This is a genomic window from Methyloversatilis sp., assembly GCF_030696805.1.
Classification (GTDB): Bacteria; Pseudomonadota; Gammaproteobacteria; order Burkholderiales; family Rhodocyclaceae; genus Methyloversatilis.
Genome location: NZ_JAUYRO010000037.1, coordinates 172,713 through 192,569, shown reverse-complemented (window position 1 = coordinate 192,569; position 19,857 = coordinate 172,713). Strand labels below are relative to the sequence as shown.

Sequence of the window (19,857 nt, the reverse complement as noted above, 5' to 3'; positions counted from 1 at the left end):
AATGGGCAAGAAGAAGCGCTGATCGCCGCCTCGCCGCCGGACATACGGTGGCACATCGGGGCACGGGATGGCGCAGACCGCTATGCTTGTGCCCCATGCTGATCGACACGCACTGCCATCTCGATGCATTCGAATTCGACGCTGACCGCGCTGGCGTCATCGAACGCGCTCGTGCGGCCGGCGTCGGCACCATCGTGCTGCCGGCGGTCGATCGCGCGGGCTTCGGTCGCGTCCGGGCGGTGTGCGCCGGCCAGCCCGATCTGCCCAGGCTTCGTTTCGCGCTCGGCATCCATCCGCTTTGTGTCCCCGCCGCACGACATTCAGATATCGACGCTTTGGCGCTCGAACTCGACGACCCGGAGGTGATCGCCGTCGGAGAAATCGGCCTCGACTTCTTCGTCGCCGATATCGACCCGGCGCTGCAGGAAAACTATTTCGTGCGCCAGCTCGAACTGGCGCGTGATTTCGGCCTGCCGGTGCTGCTGCATGTGCGGCGCAGTCAGGACCGCATCCTGAAGCATCTGCGCGCGGTGTTCGGCCGCACCGGCCCGGGCGGTATCGCGCATGCCTTCAATGGCAGTCGCCAGCAGGCGGACGAATTCATCAAGCTGGGTTTCGCGCTGGGCTTCGGCGGCGCCGTGACCTGGGCGCGTGCGCTCAACCTGCGTCGGCTGGTGACCGAACTCCCGCTCGACGCGCTGGTGCTCGAAACCGACTCACCCGACATCGCGCCCGAATTTGCCGCCGGACAACGCAACGAGCCGGCCAACCTCCCGCGCATCGCGCAGGTGATTGCCGGCATCCGTGGTGTCAGCGAGGAGGAACTGACTGAAGCCACCGGGGCGAACGCGCTGCGCGTCCTGCCCCGGTTGGCTGCACCGGTTTACAGCGCGTAGCTGGCGGAGACGCCGATCAGCCAGGTGCGCTCCGACGCCGGTGCGTAATAGCGGCCGGTCAGCGCATTGCCCGCGTTGATGTACACCGAACCGACGTATTCCTTGTCGAACAGGTTGTCGATGCGCGCGAATTCGTTCAGCTTCCAGCCGCCGACTTTTTGTGTGAAGCCGCCGCGGATCGATGCCACACCGTAACCGCCGACCCGCACGTCATTGGTGTCGTTGCCGAACATGCGGCCGCTGGCGCGGTACTCGACGCCACCGCTGAATCCCCAGGGATCGTGCTTGTAGGTCACTTCGCCGAAGAACGACTTGTTGGCAACCCCGGCAATCTTGTTGCCCGAATCGACCGTGGTTGCCTGATTGACCGCGCAGGGCGTGGTCAGGCAGGTCGCGAAGGCATCTTCAAATTCGGCCTTGATCAGCGTCAGCGACGCGTAGGCGCCAATGTCGCGAGTCAGCCTGGAATCAATCGCGAGTTCGAGGCCGCGACGCGAAGTGTCGCCGGCGTTCTGATAAACCGCGCGTCCGTTCTCGTTGCTGCGGATGACCACCTCATCGGACGAATCGATGTAGAAGGCTGCAACGTCGAGGCGGGTCGAATTGTTCAGGAAGGTTTTGAAACCCACTTCATAGTGGTCGCTGACCGACGGCTTCAGGTCGAAATTCAGGCCTGCGCCGCCATCCGGACGGTAGGCCAGTTCGATCAGCGTCGGGGCTTCGAAGCTGCGCCCTGCGTTCGCATAGAAGTTGCTGGTCTGGGTGACCTTCCATAGGGCACCGAGCGCATAGGTCCAGTCGCTGAACGAAGCCGAACCGCTGTCGTCCGGATTCACGCCTGCGGCATTCGTCGTACCGGAGCAACCGCCATTGCAGATGAAGTTGTCTTTCGATTTGAAGTCCATCTTCGTGTAGCGCAGGCCACCCGACAGCGACACGTCCTTCGTGACCGCCCATTCACCCTGGACGAAGGTGCCCGTCTGTTCGGCCACGTTGCGTTCGTCGCGCTTGAGGTCGCCGCGGAAGCCGAACACCGCGGCCAGCGCTTGCGCACCGCTGGACGTCGTACCGTTGCGGTAGCCCTTGCGCGCTTCGTCGGCGCGCTCGTACTCTGCGCCGACGCTGAACGTGAAAGTTTCGAGCTTGCGCGTCCAGCGCAGGCTGGTGCCCCAGTAGTCACGGTCGAACACTGAAACGCCACCGGATGCGGTGACGTTGTCCTGCGTACCTGCATTCAGCGCCAGGTACTGTTCGTTGTTGCGGTTGCCCAGGTAGAACATGGCGCGCAGGCTGTCGCGGTCGGACAGGGCGGTGTCGAACACTACGCCGCCCTGCGAGTTTTCGAGCGTGCGCCGCGTGCCGAAGAATTCGCCGGTACCGGGATTGCCGGCAAGGTTGCGGTTGGACGTGCCCTGCTGCCGGCGATCGCTGTTCAACTGGGTGAACGTGAGGCCGAGCGGATCCTGCCCCTGCTGATGCATGTAGTTGCCGACGAAGGTCAGCGACGACTTGTCGCCGAGCATCCAGCGCGCCTTGAAGTTGGCCTGCTGCTTGTCCGAGCGGCTGTAGTCGCGATAGCCGTCGGTGCGGAAGTCCGACACGCTGGCGGTGTAGTTGAAATTGCCGACGGTGTCGCCGAACTTCACGCCTGAGCGCTGCGTGCCATTGCTGCCGAACTGGAAGCTGGGCGTCACCGTGAAGCGGTCCGGGCCGTCTTCGGTGAAGATCTGGACGACGCCGCCGGAGTGGTTGCCGTACAGCGCAGAGAACGGGCCGCGCAGCACTTCGATGCGGCTGGCCGATGCCAGATCGAACAGACCGGTGCCGCCCTGACCATCCGGCGTGCTGGCCGGAATGCCGTCGGCGATCAGCTTCACGCCGCGTACGCCGAATGCCGAACGCGCGCCGAAGCCGCGGATGGTCAGCGATTGTTCCTGCGTGTAGTTTTCCTTGCCGGCCGAGGCCACGCCCGGCACGCGGTTGATCACTTCCGACAGATTCACCGTGCCGCGCTGTTCCTGGATGGTCGTCTTGTCGATCGAGTCGATCGCCATCGGCAGATCGAAGGAGTTCTGCTCGATCCGGGTACCGGTGATGACCACGGTCGGTGCAATCTTCAGTTCTTCGGCGCTGGCGTACTGGCCCATCAGGGCAAGTGCGAGCGCAAGCGGGGTATGACGGAGCGCGGGAATCATGCAAGGACCTCTCTCAGGGAATCTGCCGGCGAGGCGCGCGGGGTTGCGCGCTGCGCGTGGGTGGGTCGACGTGTCTGCGCACGTCTGTCGAAGCGGCCGGAGTATAGGCAGGGGCCACTTACAAAACCTCACGAAAAGCTTGAATCTGCGACCCGCGACGGAAGCCGGGAATTACTCACCGCCGGCGGCGGCGAACAGCGTCTGGATGGCGGGTGGTGCGAGGATGCGCAAGGTCGGCGGGCACAGACGGTGGCGCCCGAGCCGCAGCAGTGCGCGGTCGCGCGTCACCAGCAGGTCGGCGCCGGCGCGCACCCCGAGATCGAAAAACTTCTGGTCTTCGCGGTCGCGACAGCGCGGCTGGCTGGCGTCGGGGCTTTCGGGCACCGGCGACAATTCAAGCTTCGCGCAATAGGCTTCGTACAGCGCCGCCGCCTGCGTCTCGTCCAGCCCGAATTTCGGGTAACGCAGCACGGTGCGCAGTTCGCGCAGGCAGGCTTCGTCGCACACCAGTTGCGCACGGCCGGCCGCCTGCGCCTGTGCGACGCAGCCGAGTTCGGCGTTGTGCCACAGCAGCAGGTCGAGCACGGCGTTGGTGTCGAGGACGATGCGCATCGGGCAGGGCAGGGCGATGGAAGCCAAAAGAAGCGAAGCAGGCGAGGGGCGGCAAGTGTAGCCGGCGAACGAACCTGCGCGCGCGGCTGTCTTTCGCTGCGCGGGCGCGTGAAGACCCGACCAACGACCGACCGGAGCGCACATTCATGGTGAGCCAGGAACTGCTGTCCTTTCTGCTGACGCTGGCCGCCAAGTTGTCGGGCTATCCGGAAATTCCGCTTGCCGAACTGCCGCCGATCGAAATCATGAGCGAACAGGCCCTCGCGGACGCCGTGTGCCCCGAGACCGGCAACGGCTGCACGAATATCGTCGCCACCTTCGAAACCGAGCGTTACGTCATCTACGTGCGCGACACGCTCGATCTGGAAAGTGCCGCTGACAACTCCTTCCTGCTGCACGAACTGGTGCACGTGCTGCAGCACAAGGCACGCGGCGACGCCATCTTCGCCGACTGTCCGACCACGCTGAAGACCGAAACCGAGGCCTACCAGGCGCAAAACGCCTATCTGAAACGCGAAGGCCAGTTCCTGCGCTTCGGCGAAGCGCTCGGTTTCATGAGCTGCGCCGGCGAGCAAAACACATTTTTCACGCGCGACATCATGATCGACCCGCTCATCATGAAGTGAGCCGGTCCGGCCCGGTCAATCCAGCCACTCAGTCCAGCCACTCAGTCCAGCCACTGAGGTCGCGGTTCGAAGCTGAAAGGTAGCGTGGCGGCCGGATTTACATTCACCAGAGTCCAGCCCAGCCATGGGGAACCGTGCGTTTCCAGGCGCATCACGTTGTCGAGCACGGCGCCGCTGCGCGGGTCGTGCAGCGGCTGGTCCACCCGGTAACGGTGCGTGTCGCCATGGATCAGCAGCACCGGGCGCGCGTAGCGGGCCGCGCCGATGGCCAGGCGGTCGAGCAGCGAGCGGTAACGCGGGCGCGGCGATCCCTTCGCGTGATCGGCGAACGCCGGATTGCCATGGAAGGCGATCACCAGCGCCTGGGCGCCGCCCGTCTGCGCCTGCGTGAAGATGTCGTCCAGCCACTGCAGCGTTGCGGCTTCGAGCTGAGCGCTGCGTGGGCCAGGTGGCAGCGCGCTGCCGGACACATTGAGCGTGGCGAACAGCACGCCCTGATGCGACCAGCGCACGTTTTCCGCACAGCAGTCCTGCCGCGTCAGCGCGAGTCGGCGCTGGCCCAAGGATTCGCCGGTGGCGAAGAAGCGCGCGCGCAGCGCATCCAGCCGCTCGTGCGGCGCAAAGCCGCCGGCCGATGCGCGCGCGCAGTCGGTCCACTCGTTGTCGCCGGCCAGCAGGATGAGCGGGTGGGTCGAGCCGTCGAGCAAGGCCTGCCGGTCGGCGAACGTGGCGTCGTCGCACAGGCTGCTGCCGCTCTTGATGTCGCCGATGTGGATCGAAAAGGCCAGGGGCAGCGCGGCCTGTTCAGCCAGCATGTCGCGCGCCTTGTCGCGCTCGACCCGGCTGTACGGCACGTCGCCCCAGGCGGCGAAACTGAACGGCGCGGGGCCTGCCGGCTGCCCGCTCACCGGGCCGGTCAGCGTCAGCGCGAGCAGCAGGGCGATGACGCCGTCGCGCATCGTCATGCCTGCGTCAGCCGGCCAAGCGTCGGGCGGCGGCAATACCGCTGCGCACCGCCGATTCCAGCGTCGCCGGATAAAGCGGCAGCAGGTAGTCGCCGGCCAGCGCCAGCCGCGGGTCGGCCGGCTGCACGATGGCTGTGCGGCCCGGCGTGCAGCGGAAGGTGGCGCGGCGGTCGGTCAGCGTGCGCACGCGGCGCGGTTCGGGCAGCGACGCAAAGGCGCGACGCACCGCGTCGATGACGGCGCGCTCGGTGTCGTCGCGCGCCGCGTCGGCGGCCGATACCACGCAGGCCATCAGGCCGGGCGGCCCGCCCAGCGCGCCGCGGTCGAAAATCCAGTGTGGCACGCCGTCGGCAAAACCCATCATGGCCTGCGGCAGGCGAGCGCCTTCGCCGAAGTCGGCAAACACGGTGGTGACCTGTTCGTAGGCGAGGGAGGTGATTTCGGCCGCGATGCGCTCGGTGCCCGGCAGGGCGCCGATCAGCGCCGGCACATGGTGCGGGCTGGTGGCGACGACGACCTGTGCAAACACCTGCGTGGCGCCGGCGACATCGAGCGCGAAGCCCTCCGCATGCGGCGTGATCGCCCGCACCCGCTCGCCCACGCGCACCTGACCGCCTTGCCGTGTCAGCCAGGCAGCGGCCGGTGCGGGAAAAAGCTGTCCCAGATCGGTGCGCGGCAGCAGCACGTCGGACGCGCCCGCGCGCCCGAGCAGCGTGTCGCGCAGCACCTGGGCGAACACGCGCGCACTCGCGTCGTCGAGCCCGGTGTTCAGCGCGGCGATGCACAGCGGAGCCCACAGGTAGCGCACATTGGTGGCGGTCTGGCGTGTGCGCGCAAGCATCTGCGTCACGGTTTCGTCGGCGGGTGGCGCACGGCGGATCGCCGCCATCAGCCGCATCGCGGCCAGCCGGTCGCCCCAGGTCAGACCGGGGCAGGTCATGAAGGCGACCGCCTGCGCCCAGGGCGAGCCGGAGCGGGCACGCAGTTCGAAACCGTCGGTGAAGCGCAGCGACAGCGGCAGACGGTCGAACAGCACGTCCGGGTTGGCGCCGACGGTGCGCATCATCGCCAGCGTGTCGACATAGCCGCCGATCAGGATGTGCTGACCGTTGTCCAGCGCCAGACCGTCGAGCTCGACCGCGCGCGCGCGCCCACCGACCTGCGGCGCCGCCTCGAACACCACCGGGCGCACACCGCGCGCCACGCATTCGACCGCGCAGGCCAGCCCGGCCCAGCCGGCGCCGACGATGGCGACCGCTGGCCGGTCCGCGTTCAACTGCGCAGCCACGTTTTCCAGGCCAGCCACAGCTTGCGCACCGGCGTCAGGGCGATGCGCCGGTCGAGCACGCGGCAGCCGTCACGCTCGATCTCGTCAAGCAATGTGCGGTAGATCGCCGCCATCACCAGACCGGGCCGCTGCGATGCGCGGTCGACCGCCGGCAGGGCGGACATGGCCTGTTCGTAGTAGTGCCGGGCACGGCCGATCTGGAATTCCATCAGTTGCCGGAATTCGTCGCTGTAGCGTGCGTTCAGGATGTCGGCGGCGCGCACGTTGAAGCGCTGCAGTTCATCGACCGGCAGGTAGATGCGGCCGCGCCGCGCGTCTTCGCCGACGTCGCGGATGATGTTGGTGAGCTGGAAGGCGATACCCAGATCGTGCGCGTACTTCTGTGTTTCGCGCTGCGTGCTGCCGAAGATCTGCGCCGCCAGCAGCCCCACGACCGACGCGACGCGGTAGCAGTACAGCTGCAGGCCCTTGAAGTCGAGATAGCGCGACTGGTCGAGATCCATCTCCATGCCGTCGATGATTTCCAGCAGCTGCTCGCGCGGCAGGCTGAATTCGCGGATGGCCGGGATCAGCGCCAGGCAGACCGGATGTTCCGGCGTGCCGTCGAAGCAGGCGGCGACCTGGGTGCGCCACCAGGCGAGCTGGGTGCGCGCGAGGCTGATGTCACTGGTTTCGTCGACCACGTCGTCGATTTCGCGGCAGAAGGCGTACAGCGCGGTGATGGCGCGGCGGCGCGGCGGCGGCAGGAAGAGGAAGCTGTAGTAGAAGGACGAGCCGCTCTTTGCGGCGCGGTCCTGACAGTATTCGTCGGGTGTCATGGGTAATTCAGGGCTTTCCACCCGATCACGGGCCAGTCGGCACGGCCCAGTTTCGGGCGGTGCCGGAATACATCGTAATCGACCTGCTCGATGCGCTGCAAAATGCGCAGCCCGCCCTGCACGACCAGGCGCAGTTCCCAGCCGGTGCGCCCGGGCAGCGTGCGGGCCAGCGGCATACCGGAGCGCATCAGCGCGCGCGCGTCATCGACCAGGTGTTTCATCAATGCACGGAAGGCGGTGTCGCAGGTCGACTGCGCCAGATGCGCTTCGGTCACGCCGAAACGCGCCAGCGCGTCCTGCGGAATGTAGATGCGGCCGGGCGGGATGCCATCCGGATTCTTGCGCCAGTCGATCGCCACGTCCTGCCAGTGGTTGATCAGTTGCAGGGCACTGCAGATGGCGTCCGACTGCGCCAGGCTTGCGGCGTCGTCCACCTTGTACAGGCACAGCAGCAGACGGCCGATCGGGTTGGCCGAGCGGCGGCAGTAGTCGAGCAGTTCCGCATGGCTGGCGTAGCGCGTCTGCACCACGTCCTGTGCGAAGGCGTCGAGCAGGTCATGGAACAGCGGCAGTGGCAGCGACCACTGGCGCACCGTACGCGCGAGTCGGCGATGGATGACGTCGTCCGGCTCGCCACCGTGCTCGATGATGCGCAATTGTTCGCGGCACAGTTCGAGCGCGGCCAGCCTCGCTTCGGGCGCGGCGTCGCCTTCGTCCGCCAGATCGTCCGCATGGCGGGCGAACCAGTAGATCGCGGCGACCGGTTCGCGCAGCGCGGGCGGCATCAGCTTCGACGCGACCGGAAAGTTTTCGTAGTGTTCGACCGACATGGGTGGCGGAGTATACCGGGCGCGTGTCACCGGCCCCGCCTGATAGAATCCGTGCCGCCTGCCCAGGTGGCGAAATTGGTAGACGCACCAGATTTAGGTTCTGGCGCCGCGAGGCGTGGGGGTTCGAGTCCCTTCCTGGGCACCAGCCGGCCGGCCAGGCCGGCTGAGTTGTCATGGCTGGGTTGCCAGCCTTTTCTTCGCCACCATCCCGATCAGTGCCGAATGCCCGCGATGCGCGAGGCCTTCGTCCAGCTCCGATTCATACTCCTGCAGGCACTCCAGTTCGAAGTCGCCGAAGGCCTCGCGCAGCAGTGCGACGGTGTAGAGGTTTTCTACCGCCGAAGGTCCGCCGGTGCCGTAGTCGAGCTGCCTGGGCGTGTAGCCCTGCAGCACGATGTGCCCGCCCGGCCGGAGCGTCTTCTTCATGTTGTCGAACAGGGTGCGTCGCTCGTCCGGCGCGGCGAACTGGATGAAGACGCCGACCACCAGATCGAAAGCTTCGTCCGGATAGGTCCAGCAGAGCGCGTCGGCCAGCGCGAAATCGACGCTGACGCCGCGCGCCGCGGCGAGTGTTTGCGCCTTGTCGAGTGCGACCGGCGACAGTTCGGTCGCCGTCACGTCCAGCCCCCGTTCGGCCAGCCAGACGGCATTGCGGCCTTCGCCGTCGGCGATGCTCAGCGCGCGCTGACCGGGTACCAGCAGTGAGGACTGCGACTGCAGGAAGCGGTTCGGCGCGGTGCCGAAAAGATAGGCCTCGCCGGCGGCGCGGTACTTGTCTGACCAGAAGTCCTGCGCATCTATGTGGCTCATGAGGGCGGGTAGGTTGTCATCAATCCTGCAGGTGACCCATGCGTTGGGCCTTGGTGGACAGATAGCGGTGATTCATCGGATTGGCGCCGGCGTGCAGCGGAATGCGTTCGATCACTTCGACCTGCTGCGCTTCGAGCGCGCGCACTTTGAGCGGGTTGTTGGTCAGCAGGCGGGCCTGGCGGATGCCCAGGCTCTGCACGATGTGCGCGGCGAAACGGTAGTCGCGTGCGTCGTCGGCGAAGCCCAGCATGCGGTTGGCGTCTACGGTGTCGGCGCCAGTGTCCTGCAGCGCGTAGGCGCGGATCTTGTTGATCAGGCCGATGCCGCGGCCTTCCTGCCGCAGATACACGAGTGCGCCGCGCCCTTCGCTGGCGATGGCGCGCAGCGATGCTTCGAGTTGCGGGCCGCAGTCGCAGCGCAGGCTGAAAAGCGTGTCGCCGGTCAGGCACTCCGAGTGCAGGCGCAGCAGCACCGGAGCGCCGTCGGAAAAGTCGCCCAGCGTCAGCGCAACATGTTCCAGCCCGGTCGCCGGGTCGGCGTAGCCATGCAGGGCGAACTCGCCGTAGCGGGTCGGCAGGCGGCAGGTGATGCCCGAAACGGTGGTCGGACTGCTGCCTGCGGAGGCCTCGGCCGCACTCTGGCCGGCCGCGTCGGCCTGCGGCAACTGGCCGATGGCGCGGTACTTCTTTTCACTGGAATGCGAGTTCATCTGCTGCTTTGCTGAAAGTGGCCGGCTCAACGCCGGGGGCGGACGGGGGCGCCAGTCCGCGGGGCAACAAGTATGGCGCAAGTCGAGCGTGCTCAGGCAGACCCACGTCAAGCCAGGCCATGCACGAGAAGCGGCACCACGATGGATGTGACGACGCCGTTCAACCCCATTGCAAGCGCCGAAAAGGCGCCTGCCGTTTCACTGATCTGGAAGGCGCGCGCGGTGCCGATGCCGTGCGCACTGATGCCGATCGCGAAGCCGCGCATCGCATCGTCCTGCGTGCCGGTCGCCTTCAGCAGCGCCGGGCCGATGACCGCCCCGACGATGCCGGTCAGCATGATCAGCACCGCAGTCAGCGATGGCAGCCCGCCGATCTTTTCCGAAATGCCCATGCCGATCGGCGAGGTGACCGACTTCGGCGCCAGCGAACGCAGCACCTGATCGCTGGCGCCGAAGGCTTCGGCGATCAGCCACACCGACACGACCGACACCACCGACCCGGTGACGAGCGCCAGCATCGATGCGCCGAACAGCTTCTTCAGCCGCGGCCACTGCGCGTACAGCGGCACCGCCAGCGCTACGGTGGCCGGGCCGAGCAGGAAGTGCACGAACTGCGCGCCCTCGAAATAGATCGCATAGGGTGTGCCGGTGAAAGACAGGATGGCCACGATGAGCGCCACCGCAATGGCGACCGGATTGGCCAGCGGATGCGACCCCAGTTTCACGTAGATCGCGTACGCCAGCTGGTAGGCGAGCAGCGTCAGCGTCAGCCCGAGCAGCGGCGAGGTCGATAGATAGACCCACAGTTCGCGCAGTTCCGGGTTCATCGTTGACGGGCGGCGGCGCGCATGACGAAGGCGGTGACCAGAAGCGTGACGGCAGTGCTGAGCAGGATGGCGACGCTGATCGGCAGCCAGGCGGTCGCCAGCAGAGCCAGATGGGTCATGACGCCGACGCCAGCCGGCACGAACAGCAGCGACAGGTGCTGCAGCAGGCCATTGGCCGTGTCGCGCAGTGCCACGGGCACCTCGCCACGAAGCACCAGCGCGGCAAACAGCAGCAGCATGCCCAGCACCGGTCCGGGCACCGGCAGGCGCAGCCACTGCACGACGGTTTCGCCGATCAGCTGGAACACGAGCAACAGCGTGAGCGAGGCAAGCATGGGAAGGGCGCAGAGGGGTGACGTGGGGATTCTATCGGTGCGTGTCACACAAATGAAAAAGCCCCGCCGCTGGCGGGGCCTCGTACTGCGCGGACGTGTTCAGCGGTAGCCGGCGCGGTCGAACACTTTCTGTGCCTGGGCGGTCGTCTTCGCCAGTTCGCCGACGTTCAGCGTGTCGGCCTTGAAGCTGCCGAGCGACTTCAGTTCGGCATTCGAAACCTGCACCGACGGCACCACAGGCCATTCGTTGTTGCCGTCTGCGAAATAGGCCTGAGCTTCGTCCGAGGCAAGATACTCGAGGAATTTTACCGCGGCATCCTTGTTCGGTGCGGTCTTGAGCATGCCGCCACCGGACACGTTGATGTGCGTGCCGAACGACGACTGGTTCGGCCACACCACGCCAACCTTCTCCATCAACGCCTGGTCTTCGCGCTTGGTCGAGCGCAGCAGCCGCACGAGGTAGTAGGTGTTGGACACCGCCACATCGCATTCGCCGGCCGCCACCGCCTTGATCTGGTCAGTGTCGCCGCCCTTGGGCGAGCGGGCAAAATTGGCCACGACGCCGCGCGCCCATTCTTCGGTCTTTGCCTCGCCGATGTGCTGGATCAGCGCTGCGCCGAGCGAAATGTTGTACGGGTGCGCGCCGGAACGCGAGCACACCTTGCCCTTGAGCGCAGGCTTGGCCAGATCTTCGTAGTTGGCCACGTCGGCCGCCTTCAGCTTCAGCTTGTTGTAGACGATGACGCGCGCCCGGGTGGAGAAGGCGAACCAGTGCGACTCCGGGTCGCGCAGATGCGCAGGGATGCGGCTTTCGAGCACGGCCGACTTGACCGGCGCGAACAGGCCGAAGCCGTCGGCCTGGGCGAGACGTGATGCATCGACCGTGATGAACACGTCGGCCGGGCTGTTCGCGCCCTCGTTGCGGATGCGCTCCAGCAGTTCTTCTTCCTTGCCTTCGATGCGGTTGATCTTGATGCCGGTCTGGCGCGTGAAGTTTGCGTACAGCGCCTCGTCGGTCTGGTAATGACGAGCCGAGTAGAGGTTGAGCACCTTGTCCTGCGCGCCGGCGGGCGCAATCAGCAGGCTGGCACCCAGGGCAGTGGCCAGCCGGATCAGACGGGAAATCATCGAAAGCTCCAGTAAGTACGGGTCATGCACACGCGGAGGGTGGCGGGGAATCCGTCCCGTCCGATGGCGACGAAAACTTAACAGAAGTGATTCGCAATTGCAAAGAGTTCGCAATTGAACTATCTTGAATGAGAATTGTTCTCATAAAGGATATGCACATGGATGCCGTACTCGTGGGCGCCGACCGGCTCGGAAACATTCCGGACGTGCTGGCTGAATTCGGATTGAAGATCGGCCATCACATCACAGGGCGCGAACCCAAGCACCAGCGCTCCGCACCGCGCCTGCCGGGCGGAACACAGTTGGTCATCCTGTTTACGGATTTTCTCGGCCACAACGTGATGAAAGCGTTCCGCGAAGCGGCACGTGAGCAGGGTGTGCCTGTCGTGGCGTGCCGGCGGTCGGTGTGTGCGCTGAAGCAGGCACTCGAAGGGTGTGGGGCGGTGCGCTGCGCGCAGTGCCCGAAGGCTCAGCGCAGTGCCGTCGCGCCCTGACTGTCGACGTCGATGCGGCGCGCACCATTGAAGCGGCGCGCCCAATAGCGGCCGGTCATGTCGTCGATGCGCACGCCGCCACCGCGCGAATTGGCATGCAGGAACTTGTCGTCGCCCATGTAGATACCCACGTGGGAGAAAGTACGGCTGAGCGTGTTGAAGAACACCAGATCGCCCGGCTGCAGATCCTCGCGCCCGACGCGGGCACCGACGCGCGCCATTTCGACGGCGGTGCGCGGCAGCAGCACGCCCAGTGCATCGGAAAACACATGGCGCACGAAACCGCTGCAGTCGAAACCGGTTTGCGGGTTGTTGCCGCCGAAGCGATAGCGGATGCCGAGCAGGGCAAATCCGCTGTCGAGCAGATCGGTGACCGCGCCTGCGGCGGCCGCGGCATGTTCCGCCACCCGATCACCGGACAGATTGTCCAGCGAAAAGCCTGTCGGCTCCTGTTCGACCGGTTCGGCACGTGCGGCGAGGGGAAGAGCGATAGCCAGAGCGAGTAAGGCGCAAAGGCATATCCGGGTCAGGGGTATTCGACGCATGGGTCGCGAATATACGCATGCACGCCCGACCTGCCAAGTTTCACGGTCTGCAGGTGGCCGGTCGCGCACTGCGACGGGCTGCCGACAGGTCGGCGCGGCGGCGCAAAACCTCGCCGCCGCGCCGCCCGCTTCCCCTACAATCATGCGTTCGATCCCATTGCAAGCCGGTTACAGGGCCCATGAGTGACCGCAACACGAACGCTGACGTGACGCTGCCGGTAAAGGTGCTGATCGTGGATGACTCGCGCATGGTGCGGGCGTCCATCATCAAGCGCATTCGTGATCGCTTCGATTTTCGCGAAGAAGCCGACGGCGAAGCCGGCTGGCAGACGCTGCTGGTGGACGATTCGATCCAGGTCGTGCTGTCCGACCTGACGATGCCGAAGCTTGATGGCTACGGCCTGCTCGAACGGGTGCGCTCGTCGCGCGTGCAGCGCATTGCCGACATTCCGGTGATCATGATTTCGGGCGACGAAGACGACGCCGCCCGCGAACGCGCGCGGGAACTGGGCGCGACCGACTTCATCACCAAGGGCATCGGCACGGTCGAGCTGATTGCGCGGATCGAATCCGCCAGTCGCCTCAACACCACCCGTCGCCAGCTCGCCGACAGCCGCGAAGCACTGGCCGCCGCCTCACCGATCGACCCTGATTCCGGCATGGCGAGCCCGCAGTACATGGAAATACACGGCGCCCAGCTGATGTCAGCGGCGGTGCGTCAGCGCGGCGAAGTCAGCGTGCTGATCGTCGGCATCGACAATTTCGGCGACATCGTCAGCAGCTTCGGCCGCCACGTGACCGACCTCATCATGCGCAAGCTGGCCAAGGTGCTGGCGACCAAGGTGCGTCGCGAAGACACTTTTTCGCAGATCGGCGAGGGTCAGTTCGCCATCATCACGCCGGACATCAGCCTGGCCAGCGCCGAACAGTTCGCCAATCGCATGCGCACCGTGATCGCCGCAACTGCCATGCAGTACCGCGGCCAGACGCTGCGCATCAGCCTGAACATCGGTGTGGCGAACAGCCTGTCCGACAACGCCGATTCGGTGTCGCAGATGCTCGGGCTGGCGGTGGCGCGCGCCGACATCGCGCAGCGCGAGGGCGGCAATACGGTGCGAAGCAGTGGCGGCGAGCCGCAGAAATTCGCCTGGACAGCCGGCATCGTGAGCATCGAGCGCGCGCTGCTGCTGATCAAGTCCGGCGCGTCCGACGAAATCGATGCCCAGCTGCCGGCGCTGATCTACCGGCTGTTGCCGTTGCTCGAATTGATTAGCGTCAAATACGATTGCGACATCCCGCTCGACTGCTTGCGCCAGCACGCAAGCGAAGCTGATACTTCGATCGTTGATAAAAAATAATATCTGCAGGACGGCGCAGGTCAGAGGAGGAAGCATGTCAGCAAGCACGGATTTTCACGCGCGTTCGATTTCCCAGCGCGACACGTTCTGGGCCGAACAGGCCCGACTGATCGATTGGCAGGAGACCCCGCAGCAAACCTGCGATTTTTCCCGTCCACCGTTCGCCAGGTGGTTCGTCGGCGGTACCACCAATCTGTGTCACAACGCGGTCGACCGGCACGCGGCCACGCGGCCTGACGCCGCTGCGCTGATTTTCGTATCGACCGAAACCGGTATCGAAAAGACCTATTCGTTCGCCGAGCTGCAGCGCGAAGTCGAGCGCATGGCCGCGATGCTGCTGTCGCTCGGCGTCGAGCGCGGCGACCGCGTGCTGATCTACATGCCGATGATTGCCGAAGCGGCCTTCGCCATGCTCGCCTGCACGCGCATCGGCGCCATCCACTCGGTGGTGTTCGGCGGCTTTGCATCCGGTTCGCTGGCCACCCGCATCGATGACGCCAAGCCCAAGGTCATCGTGTCGGCCGAAGCCGGCATGCGCGGCGGCAAGGTCGTGCCTTACAAGCATCTGCTCGACGAAGCCTGTTCGCTGGCCGAATTCCCGCCCGCGCGCGTGCTGATGGTGAACCGCGGCCTGGACAAGGAATGTCCCGTGGTGGTGGGGCGCGACGTCGATTACGCGACGCTGCGCACCCATCACATGAATGCGGAAGTGCCTTGCGTGTGGCTCGAATCGAGCGAGCCGTCGTACATCCTGTACACCTCCGGCACCACCGGCAAGCCCAAGGGCGTGCAGCGCGATACGGGTGGCTATGCGGTCGCGCTGGCGGCGTCGATGCAGCACATCTACTGCGGCCACCCCGGCGAAACGATGTTCACCACGTCGGACATCGGCTGGGTGGTCGGTCACTCGTACATCATCTACGGCCCGCTGATCGCCGGCATGGCGACGCTGATGTACGAAGGCACGCCGCTGCGCCCCGATCCGGGCATCTGGTGGAGTCTGGTCGAGAAGTACAAGGTGTCGGTCATGTTCTCGGCGCCGACCGCCGCGCGCGTGCTGAAAAAGCAGGACCCGGCCTACCTGAAGAAGCACGATATTTCATCGCTGCGCCAGATTTTCCTGGCCGGCGAGCCGCTTGATGAGCCGACCCACGAATGGCTGATGAGCGCGCTCGACAAACCGGTCATCGACAACTACTGGCAGACCGAAACCGGCTGGCCCATCCTGTGCGAACTGCCGGGTGTCGAAAAAACGGAGATCCAGCTCGGTTCGCCCGGCCATCCGGTGTATGGCTACGACCTGCGCATCTTCCGCGAAGACGGTACCGAGTGCGGCCCGAATGAGAAGGGCATCGTCGGCATCGTGCCGCCGCTGCCGCCGGGCTGCCTGTCGACGATCTGGGGCGATGACGATCGCTTCGTTCGCACCTACTTTTCGCTCTTCAAATCGCCGCTGGTGTATTCGTCCTTCGACTGGGGCATCCGCGACGACGCCGGTTATCACAAGATCCTCGGCCGCACCGACGACGTGATCAACGTCGCCGGCCACCGGCTGGGCACGCGCGAAATCGAGGAAGCGATCCAGGCGCATGCCGGTGTGGCCGAAGTGGCCGTGGTCGGTGTGGCGGACAACCTGAAAGGCCAGCTGCCGATGGCGTTCGTCGTGGTCAAGGACGCCAACCGGGTCGCGACGCCGGAAGGTCGCGCCTCGATGGAAAAGGAAGTGATGCAGACGGTGGACAACCTGCTCGGCGCCATCGCGCGGCCGGGTCGGGTGCTGTTCGTCAATGGCCTGCCCAAGACGCGCTCCGGCAAGATGCTGCGCCGCTCGATCCAGGCCATCGCCGAAGGGCGCGATCCGGGTGACCTCACCACGCTGGACGACCCGACCACGCTCGACCAGATCCGCCAGTCGCTCGGCTGAGCGGCATGCCGGGCTGGCGCGCGCGCGTCAGCCCGGCATGCCGCTGATGCGGCTCATCAGCGCGGCGGCGTTATGCACGTCGTAGCGCTGCATGAGCTGGGCGCGGATCTTCTCCACGGTGCGCGGACTGATGCCCAGTTCGCGCGCGCACTCCTTCGACGTCAGACCGCGTGTCATCGCCGACAGCACCTCGCGCTGGCGCAGGCTCAGCGTATCCACCGTGCCGCTGACGCGCAGCGGTTCGAACAGCCAGCTGGCGCGCCGGTACGGGTCGCTGCGATCGAGCGCATGGCCCAGCACACGGAACCAGCGCAACCCGCCGTCGCGCAGCCGCATCAGCCGCTCGTCTTCATACGTTCCCGATTTGAACAGCGCCTGCCAACCGCGCTCGCCAACCCGTTCGAATTCGCTGGTCGTCGGGTACAGCAGAGCCATGCTCTGGCCGATCAGCGCGGTGCGCGGGTAGCCGAAACTGGCGGCGAAGCGGTCGTTGCACCACTCGATGCGGCGCTGAGAGGTCAGCACCATACCCAGCGGGCAGAGGTCGGCCGCCTGGTCGGCGTCGGTGGAATCGGGCATCAGGGAAGACATGTCTGGCTCGGCAGGGCGTAGTTCTGCGACTGGCGGAGGGGTTTGGGCGCGCCTAATGTATACCCGATCCGCCGGCCGCCCAATGGGGCCGGTTTTCGCCACCGAATTTCGCCACAGAAGGCCGCCGAGCGCGGCCGCGGGAGAAAGTTCATGATCGACCTGACCGGTTTCGCCCACACGCCCTTCGCCCGGCGCCCTGACGCAGATGTCGAAACCCTGATGGCGGAAGTCGCCGCCGAGGCGATTGCCGATGCCGGTCTCGAACCGGCCGACATCGATGCCGTGGTGGTCGGCCACTTCGGCGTCGGCATGGTGAAGCAGGGCTTCGTGGCCGGTCTGTCCGCCAATCTGCTGCCTGGCCTGCGCATGACGCCTGCGGTGCGGGTCGAGAACGCCTGCGCCAGCGGCAGCGCCGCGGTGCATCAGGGTGCGCTCGCCATCCGCGCCGGCACGGCCCGGCGCGTGCTGGTGATCGGTGTCGAGGTGATGTCGCAGCTGTCCACCCGCGACGTCGGCAACGCGCTGCTGCGTGCGTCCTATTTCAAGGACGAAGCCGAAACGCCGGCCGGCTTTGCCGGTATGTTCGGCGTGATCGCCGACCGCTATGCCGAACGCTTCGGCGACCCGCGCGATGCGATGGCGCGCATCGCATCGAAAAATCACGACAACGCGGCGCACAACCCGCTGGCGCAGTACCGCAACCCGCTCAGCATCGAATTCTGCGCGACCGAATCCGAGAAGAATCCGCGCGTCGTCGGCCGTTTGTTGCGCACCGATTGCTCGCCGATCTCCGATGGCGCAGCGGCCATCGTGCTGTGCGACAGCGACGCGCACGACGGCAGCCGGCCCTTCGTGCGCCTGCGCGCCACCGCGCAGGCCAACGACATCATGCCGACGTCGCAGCGCGACATGAGCGAGCTGGCCGGCGCGCGCGTCGCCTGGCAGCGCCTGCTCGATTCGGCAAAACTCACGCTGGATGATCTCGACAGCGTGGAAGTGCACGACTGCTTCACCATCGCCGAACTGATGATGTACGAAGCCATCGGCCTGACGCCGGCCGGCGGCGGCCACCGCGCGCTGGAAGAGGGCTGGGTGCATGCCGGCGGCAAGCTGCCGGTCAACCTGTCCGGCGGCCTGAAAACCAAGGGTCACCCGATCGGTGCCACCGGCGTATCGATGCATGTCATCAGCGCGTGGATGCTGCTCGGTCGCTTCCGCGCCGACGTGTTGCCCGACGCGCGCTTCGCCGGCATCCTGAACATGGGCGGCGCCAGCGTGGCCAACTACGGTTCCATCCTCGAACGCGTGCAGTAAGCGGTCCGGTCGTAGCCGCCCAAAAAAATCAAGATCAACGGAGAGAGAGCACCCATGAACATCGCCCTGTGGCTTCAGCGTACCGCGCAGCAATACCCCGATCGTCCCGCCATCGCCCTCGGTCGCGAGGTGCTGTGGAACTACCGCGGTTTTGCCGAAAGCGCGGCGCGCTTCGCGACCTGGCTGCGCACGCAGGGCCTCGCGCCGGGCGACCGGGTGGCGCTGTTCATGTACAACACGCCCGACTACCTGCCGCTGATGTGGGGCGCCTGGTGGGCCGGCGTCGCCGTGGTGCCGATCAATGCCAAGCTGCATGCCAAGGAAGCCGCCTTCATCTGCAGCCACAGCGGTTCGAAGATCGTGTTCTGTGGCGCCGACGCGCGCGACGAGCTCGAAGCCGTGCTGCGCGACGGCGGCAATGCGGTGCCGGTGCTGTCGTCGTTCGGATTCCTGCGCGATGCGTCGATCGCGCCGTCGGCCATCGAGCCGCGCAGCGACACCGATCCGGTGTGGATGTTCTACACCAGCGGCACCACCGGCCGGCCCAAGGGCGTGAACCTTTCGCTGCGCCAGCTGCGCTGGACCTGCATGGGCTATCTGTCCAGCGTGCAGGCGCTGGCACCGGGCGACGTGGCGCTGCATCCGGCGCCGATGTCGCATGGCGGCGGCCTGTTCCACCTGCCGTATGTCATGCAGGCCGGCCTCAACGTGGTGCCCGAATCGGGCGGTTTCGACGCGCAGGAATGCTTCGATCTCGCCGCCCACTGGACGGAAGCCTCTTTCTTCGCGGCGCCGACCATGGTGCGTCGCCTGATCGACGTGGTGAAGAAGACCGGCCAGCGTCCGACCGGGCTGGCCACCATCTGCTACGGCGGCGGCCCGATGTATCTGGCCGACCTCGAAGAGGCGCTGGAACTGATCGGCCCGCATTTCGCGCAGATCTACGGTCAGGGCGAGTGCCCGATGATGATTACGGTGATGCCGCGTGCCCTGATCAACGACCCGACGCAGCCGCGCTATCGCGAACGTCTGGCGTCGGTCGGGTTTGCGCAGTCCATGGTCGAAGTGGCGGTGGTCGACGCGCAGGGCCGCGATGTGCCGACCGGAGAAACCGGTGAAATCCGCGTGCGCGGCGAAGCGGTCATGAATGGCTACTGGGACAATCCGGACGCGACAGCGGCGTCCATCGTCGATGGCTGGCTGTATACCGGCGACGTCGGCCGGCTCGACGAAGACGGCTTCCTGACGCTGCTCGATCGCAGCAAGGACCTCATCATCAGCGGCGGCAGCAACATCTATCCGCGCGAAGTCGAAGAAGCGCTGCTGACCCACGATTCGGTCGCCGAAGTCGCCGTGATCGGCCGTCCCGACCCGGAATGGGGCGAGGTGGTGATTGCCTTCGTCGTCACCCGCCAGCCGATGACCTCGGCGGAGCTGGACGCGCACTGCCTGACCGAAATCGCGCGCTTCAAGCGGCCCAAGCACTACCGCTTCGTCGATGAGCTGCCGAAGAACAACTACGGCAAGGTGTTGAAGACTGCGTTGCGCGAGATGGATGCACAGCCGGATGCACAGTCGTAGGTAGTCAAGCC

General features: G+C 66.0%; 20 protein-coding genes and 1 tRNA gene. 8 read left to right on the top strand and 13 right to left on the bottom strand.

What is annotated here, in order from left to right; translation table 11 throughout:
* The first annotated feature begins 95 nt into the window (after nucleotides 1-95).
* A complete protein-coding gene (locus Q8R75_RS06130; protein ID WP_305612055.1) occupies nucleotides 96-896 on the top strand; it encodes a TatD family hydrolase in 801 nt (266 codons plus the stop codon).
* On the opposite strand, the gene Q8R75_RS06125 is transcribed toward Q8R75_RS06130, so the two are convergent.
* Both Q8R75_RS06125 and Q8R75_RS06120 read right to left on the bottom strand, forming a co-directional pair.
* Nucleotides 884-3,091 (bottom strand): TonB-dependent receptor, encoded by a 2,208-nt coding sequence (locus Q8R75_RS06125; protein ID WP_305612056.1) that lies wholly within the window; start codon nucleotides 3,089-3,091, stop codon nucleotides 884-886. The genes Q8R75_RS06130 and Q8R75_RS06125 overlap by 13 nt on opposite strands.
* Before the next feature lie 171 nt (nucleotides 3,092-3,262).
* Entirely contained in the window at nucleotides 3,263-3,730 is a 468-nt protein-coding gene (locus tag Q8R75_RS06120) for a putative toxin-antitoxin system toxin component, PIN family (protein WP_305626045.1), read from the bottom strand.
* A gap of 119 nt (nucleotides 3,731-3,849) precedes the next feature.
* Here Q8R75_RS06120 and Q8R75_RS06115 point away from each other — a divergent pair, with 119 nt between their 5' ends.
* Nucleotides 3,850-4,329, top strand: coding sequence for a hypothetical protein (locus tag Q8R75_RS06115; protein ID WP_305612060.1), 480 nt, complete (start codon nucleotides 3,850-3,852; stop codon nucleotides 4,327-4,329).
* 41 nt (nucleotides 4,330-4,370) lie between these two features.
* Here Q8R75_RS06115 and Q8R75_RS06110 read toward each other — a convergent pair whose 3' ends face one another.
* From Q8R75_RS06110 to hpnC, 4 genes are read right to left on the bottom strand one after another with little or no spacing between them, the layout of a single operon-like run.
* Entirely contained in the window at nucleotides 4,371-5,294 is a 924-nt protein-coding gene (locus Q8R75_RS06110) for a hypothetical protein (protein ID WP_305612062.1), read from the bottom strand.
* A 7-nt stretch (nucleotides 5,295-5,301) separates the two neighbouring features.
* Nucleotides 5,302-6,582: a hydroxysqualene dehydroxylase HpnE gene (gene hpnE / locus Q8R75_RS06105; RefSeq protein WP_305663544.1), complete on the bottom strand. Its 1,281-nt coding sequence runs from the start codon at nucleotides 6,580-6,582 to the stop codon at nucleotides 5,302-5,304.
* On the bottom strand, nucleotides 6,567-7,400 hold the full coding sequence (gene hpnD, locus Q8R75_RS06100; RefSeq protein WP_305611394.1) for a presqualene diphosphate synthase HpnD: 834 nt from the start codon (nucleotides 7,398-7,400) through the stop codon (nucleotides 6,567-6,569). Before hpnD ends, hpnE begins: the two co-directional genes overlap by 16 nt.
* On the bottom strand, nucleotides 7,397-8,230 hold the full coding sequence (gene hpnC / locus Q8R75_RS06095; protein WP_305611393.1) for a squalene synthase HpnC: 834 nt from the start codon (nucleotides 8,228-8,230) through the stop codon (nucleotides 7,397-7,399). Before hpnC ends, hpnD begins: the two co-directional genes overlap by 4 nt.
* A gap of 60 nt (nucleotides 8,231-8,290) precedes the next feature.
* Here hpnC and Q8R75_RS06090 point away from each other — a divergent pair.
* A tRNA-Leu gene (locus tag Q8R75_RS06090) sits at nucleotides 8,291-8,375 on the top strand.
* A 26-nt stretch (nucleotides 8,376-8,401) separates the two neighbouring features.
* On the opposite strand, the gene Q8R75_RS06085 is transcribed toward Q8R75_RS06090, so the two are convergent.
* From Q8R75_RS06085 to Q8R75_RS06065, 5 genes are all read right to left on the bottom strand, one after another.
* Nucleotides 8,402-9,040, bottom strand: coding sequence for a class I SAM-dependent methyltransferase (locus Q8R75_RS06085; protein ID WP_305611392.1), 639 nt, complete (start codon nucleotides 9,038-9,040; stop codon nucleotides 8,402-8,404).
* Nucleotides 9,041-9,059: 19 nt separating this feature from the next.
* Complete coding sequence (gene ribA, locus Q8R75_RS06080; RefSeq protein WP_305611391.1) at nucleotides 9,060-9,749, bottom strand: GTP cyclohydrolase II; 690 nt, start codon at nucleotides 9,747-9,749, stop codon at nucleotides 9,060-9,062.
* A 107-nt stretch (nucleotides 9,750-9,856) separates the two neighbouring features.
* The gene (locus tag Q8R75_RS06075) at nucleotides 9,857-10,576 is read right to left on the bottom strand and encodes an LrgB family protein (RefSeq protein ID WP_305611390.1); all 720 of its coding nucleotides are present in this window, start codon (nucleotides 10,574-10,576) and stop codon (nucleotides 9,857-9,859) included.
* A complete protein-coding gene (locus Q8R75_RS06070; RefSeq protein WP_305611389.1) occupies nucleotides 10,573-10,911 on the bottom strand; it encodes a CidA/LrgA family protein in 339 nt (112 codons plus the stop codon). Before Q8R75_RS06070 ends, Q8R75_RS06075 begins: the two co-directional genes overlap by 4 nt.
* 99 nt (nucleotides 10,912-11,010) lie before the next feature.
* On the bottom strand, nucleotides 11,011-12,039 hold the full coding sequence (locus Q8R75_RS06065; protein ID WP_305611388.1) for a Fe(3+) ABC transporter substrate-binding protein: 1,029 nt from the start codon (nucleotides 12,037-12,039) through the stop codon (nucleotides 11,011-11,013).
* A 158-nt stretch (nucleotides 12,040-12,197) separates the two neighbouring features.
* On the opposite strand from Q8R75_RS06065, the gene Q8R75_RS06060 reads away from it, so the two are divergent.
* Entirely contained in the window at nucleotides 12,198-12,533 is a 336-nt protein-coding gene (locus Q8R75_RS06060; protein WP_257096064.1) for a DUF2325 domain-containing protein, read from the top strand.
* Here Q8R75_RS06060 and Q8R75_RS06055 read toward each other — a convergent pair.
* A complete protein-coding gene (locus tag Q8R75_RS06055; protein WP_305611387.1) occupies nucleotides 12,509-13,078 on the bottom strand; it encodes a C40 family peptidase in 570 nt (189 codons plus the stop codon). The two genes, Q8R75_RS06060 and Q8R75_RS06055, sit on opposite strands and share 25 nt — an antisense overlap.
* 179 nt (nucleotides 13,079-13,257) lie before the next feature.
* Here Q8R75_RS06055 and Q8R75_RS06050 point away from each other — a divergent pair, with 179 nt between their 5' ends.
* Nucleotides 13,258-14,436: a diguanylate cyclase gene (locus Q8R75_RS06050; RefSeq protein ID WP_305611386.1), complete on the top strand. Its 1,179-nt coding sequence runs from the start codon at nucleotides 13,258-13,260 to the stop codon at nucleotides 14,434-14,436.
* On the top strand, nucleotides 14,423-16,360 hold the full coding sequence (locus Q8R75_RS06045; RefSeq protein ID WP_305626043.1) for a propionate--CoA ligase: 1,938 nt from the start codon (nucleotides 14,423-14,425) through the stop codon (nucleotides 16,358-16,360). Before Q8R75_RS06050 ends, Q8R75_RS06045 begins: the two co-directional genes overlap by 14 nt.
* A gap of 27 nt (nucleotides 16,361-16,387) precedes the next feature.
* Here the strand turns inward: Q8R75_RS06045 and Q8R75_RS06040 are convergent, their stop codons facing one another.
* Nucleotides 16,388-16,951, bottom strand: a complete 564-nt coding sequence (locus Q8R75_RS06040; protein WP_305613676.1) for a LuxR C-terminal-related transcriptional regulator — start codon at nucleotides 16,949-16,951, stop codon at nucleotides 16,388-16,390.
* 150 nt (nucleotides 16,952-17,101) lie between these two features.
* Between Q8R75_RS06040 and Q8R75_RS06035 the strand changes: the two genes are divergently transcribed.
* Together Q8R75_RS06035 and Q8R75_RS06030 are read left to right on the top strand one after the other, a co-directional pair.
* A complete protein-coding gene (locus Q8R75_RS06035; protein ID WP_305613677.1) occupies nucleotides 17,102-18,265 on the top strand; it encodes a thiolase domain-containing protein in 1,164 nt (387 codons plus the stop codon).
* Nucleotides 18,266-18,319: 54 nt separating this feature from the next.
* On the top strand, nucleotides 18,320-19,846 hold the full coding sequence (locus Q8R75_RS06030; RefSeq protein WP_305663543.1) for an AMP-binding protein: 1,527 nt from the start codon (nucleotides 18,320-18,322) through the stop codon (nucleotides 19,844-19,846).
* The last annotated feature ends 11 nt before the right edge of the window (nucleotides 19,847-19,857 follow it).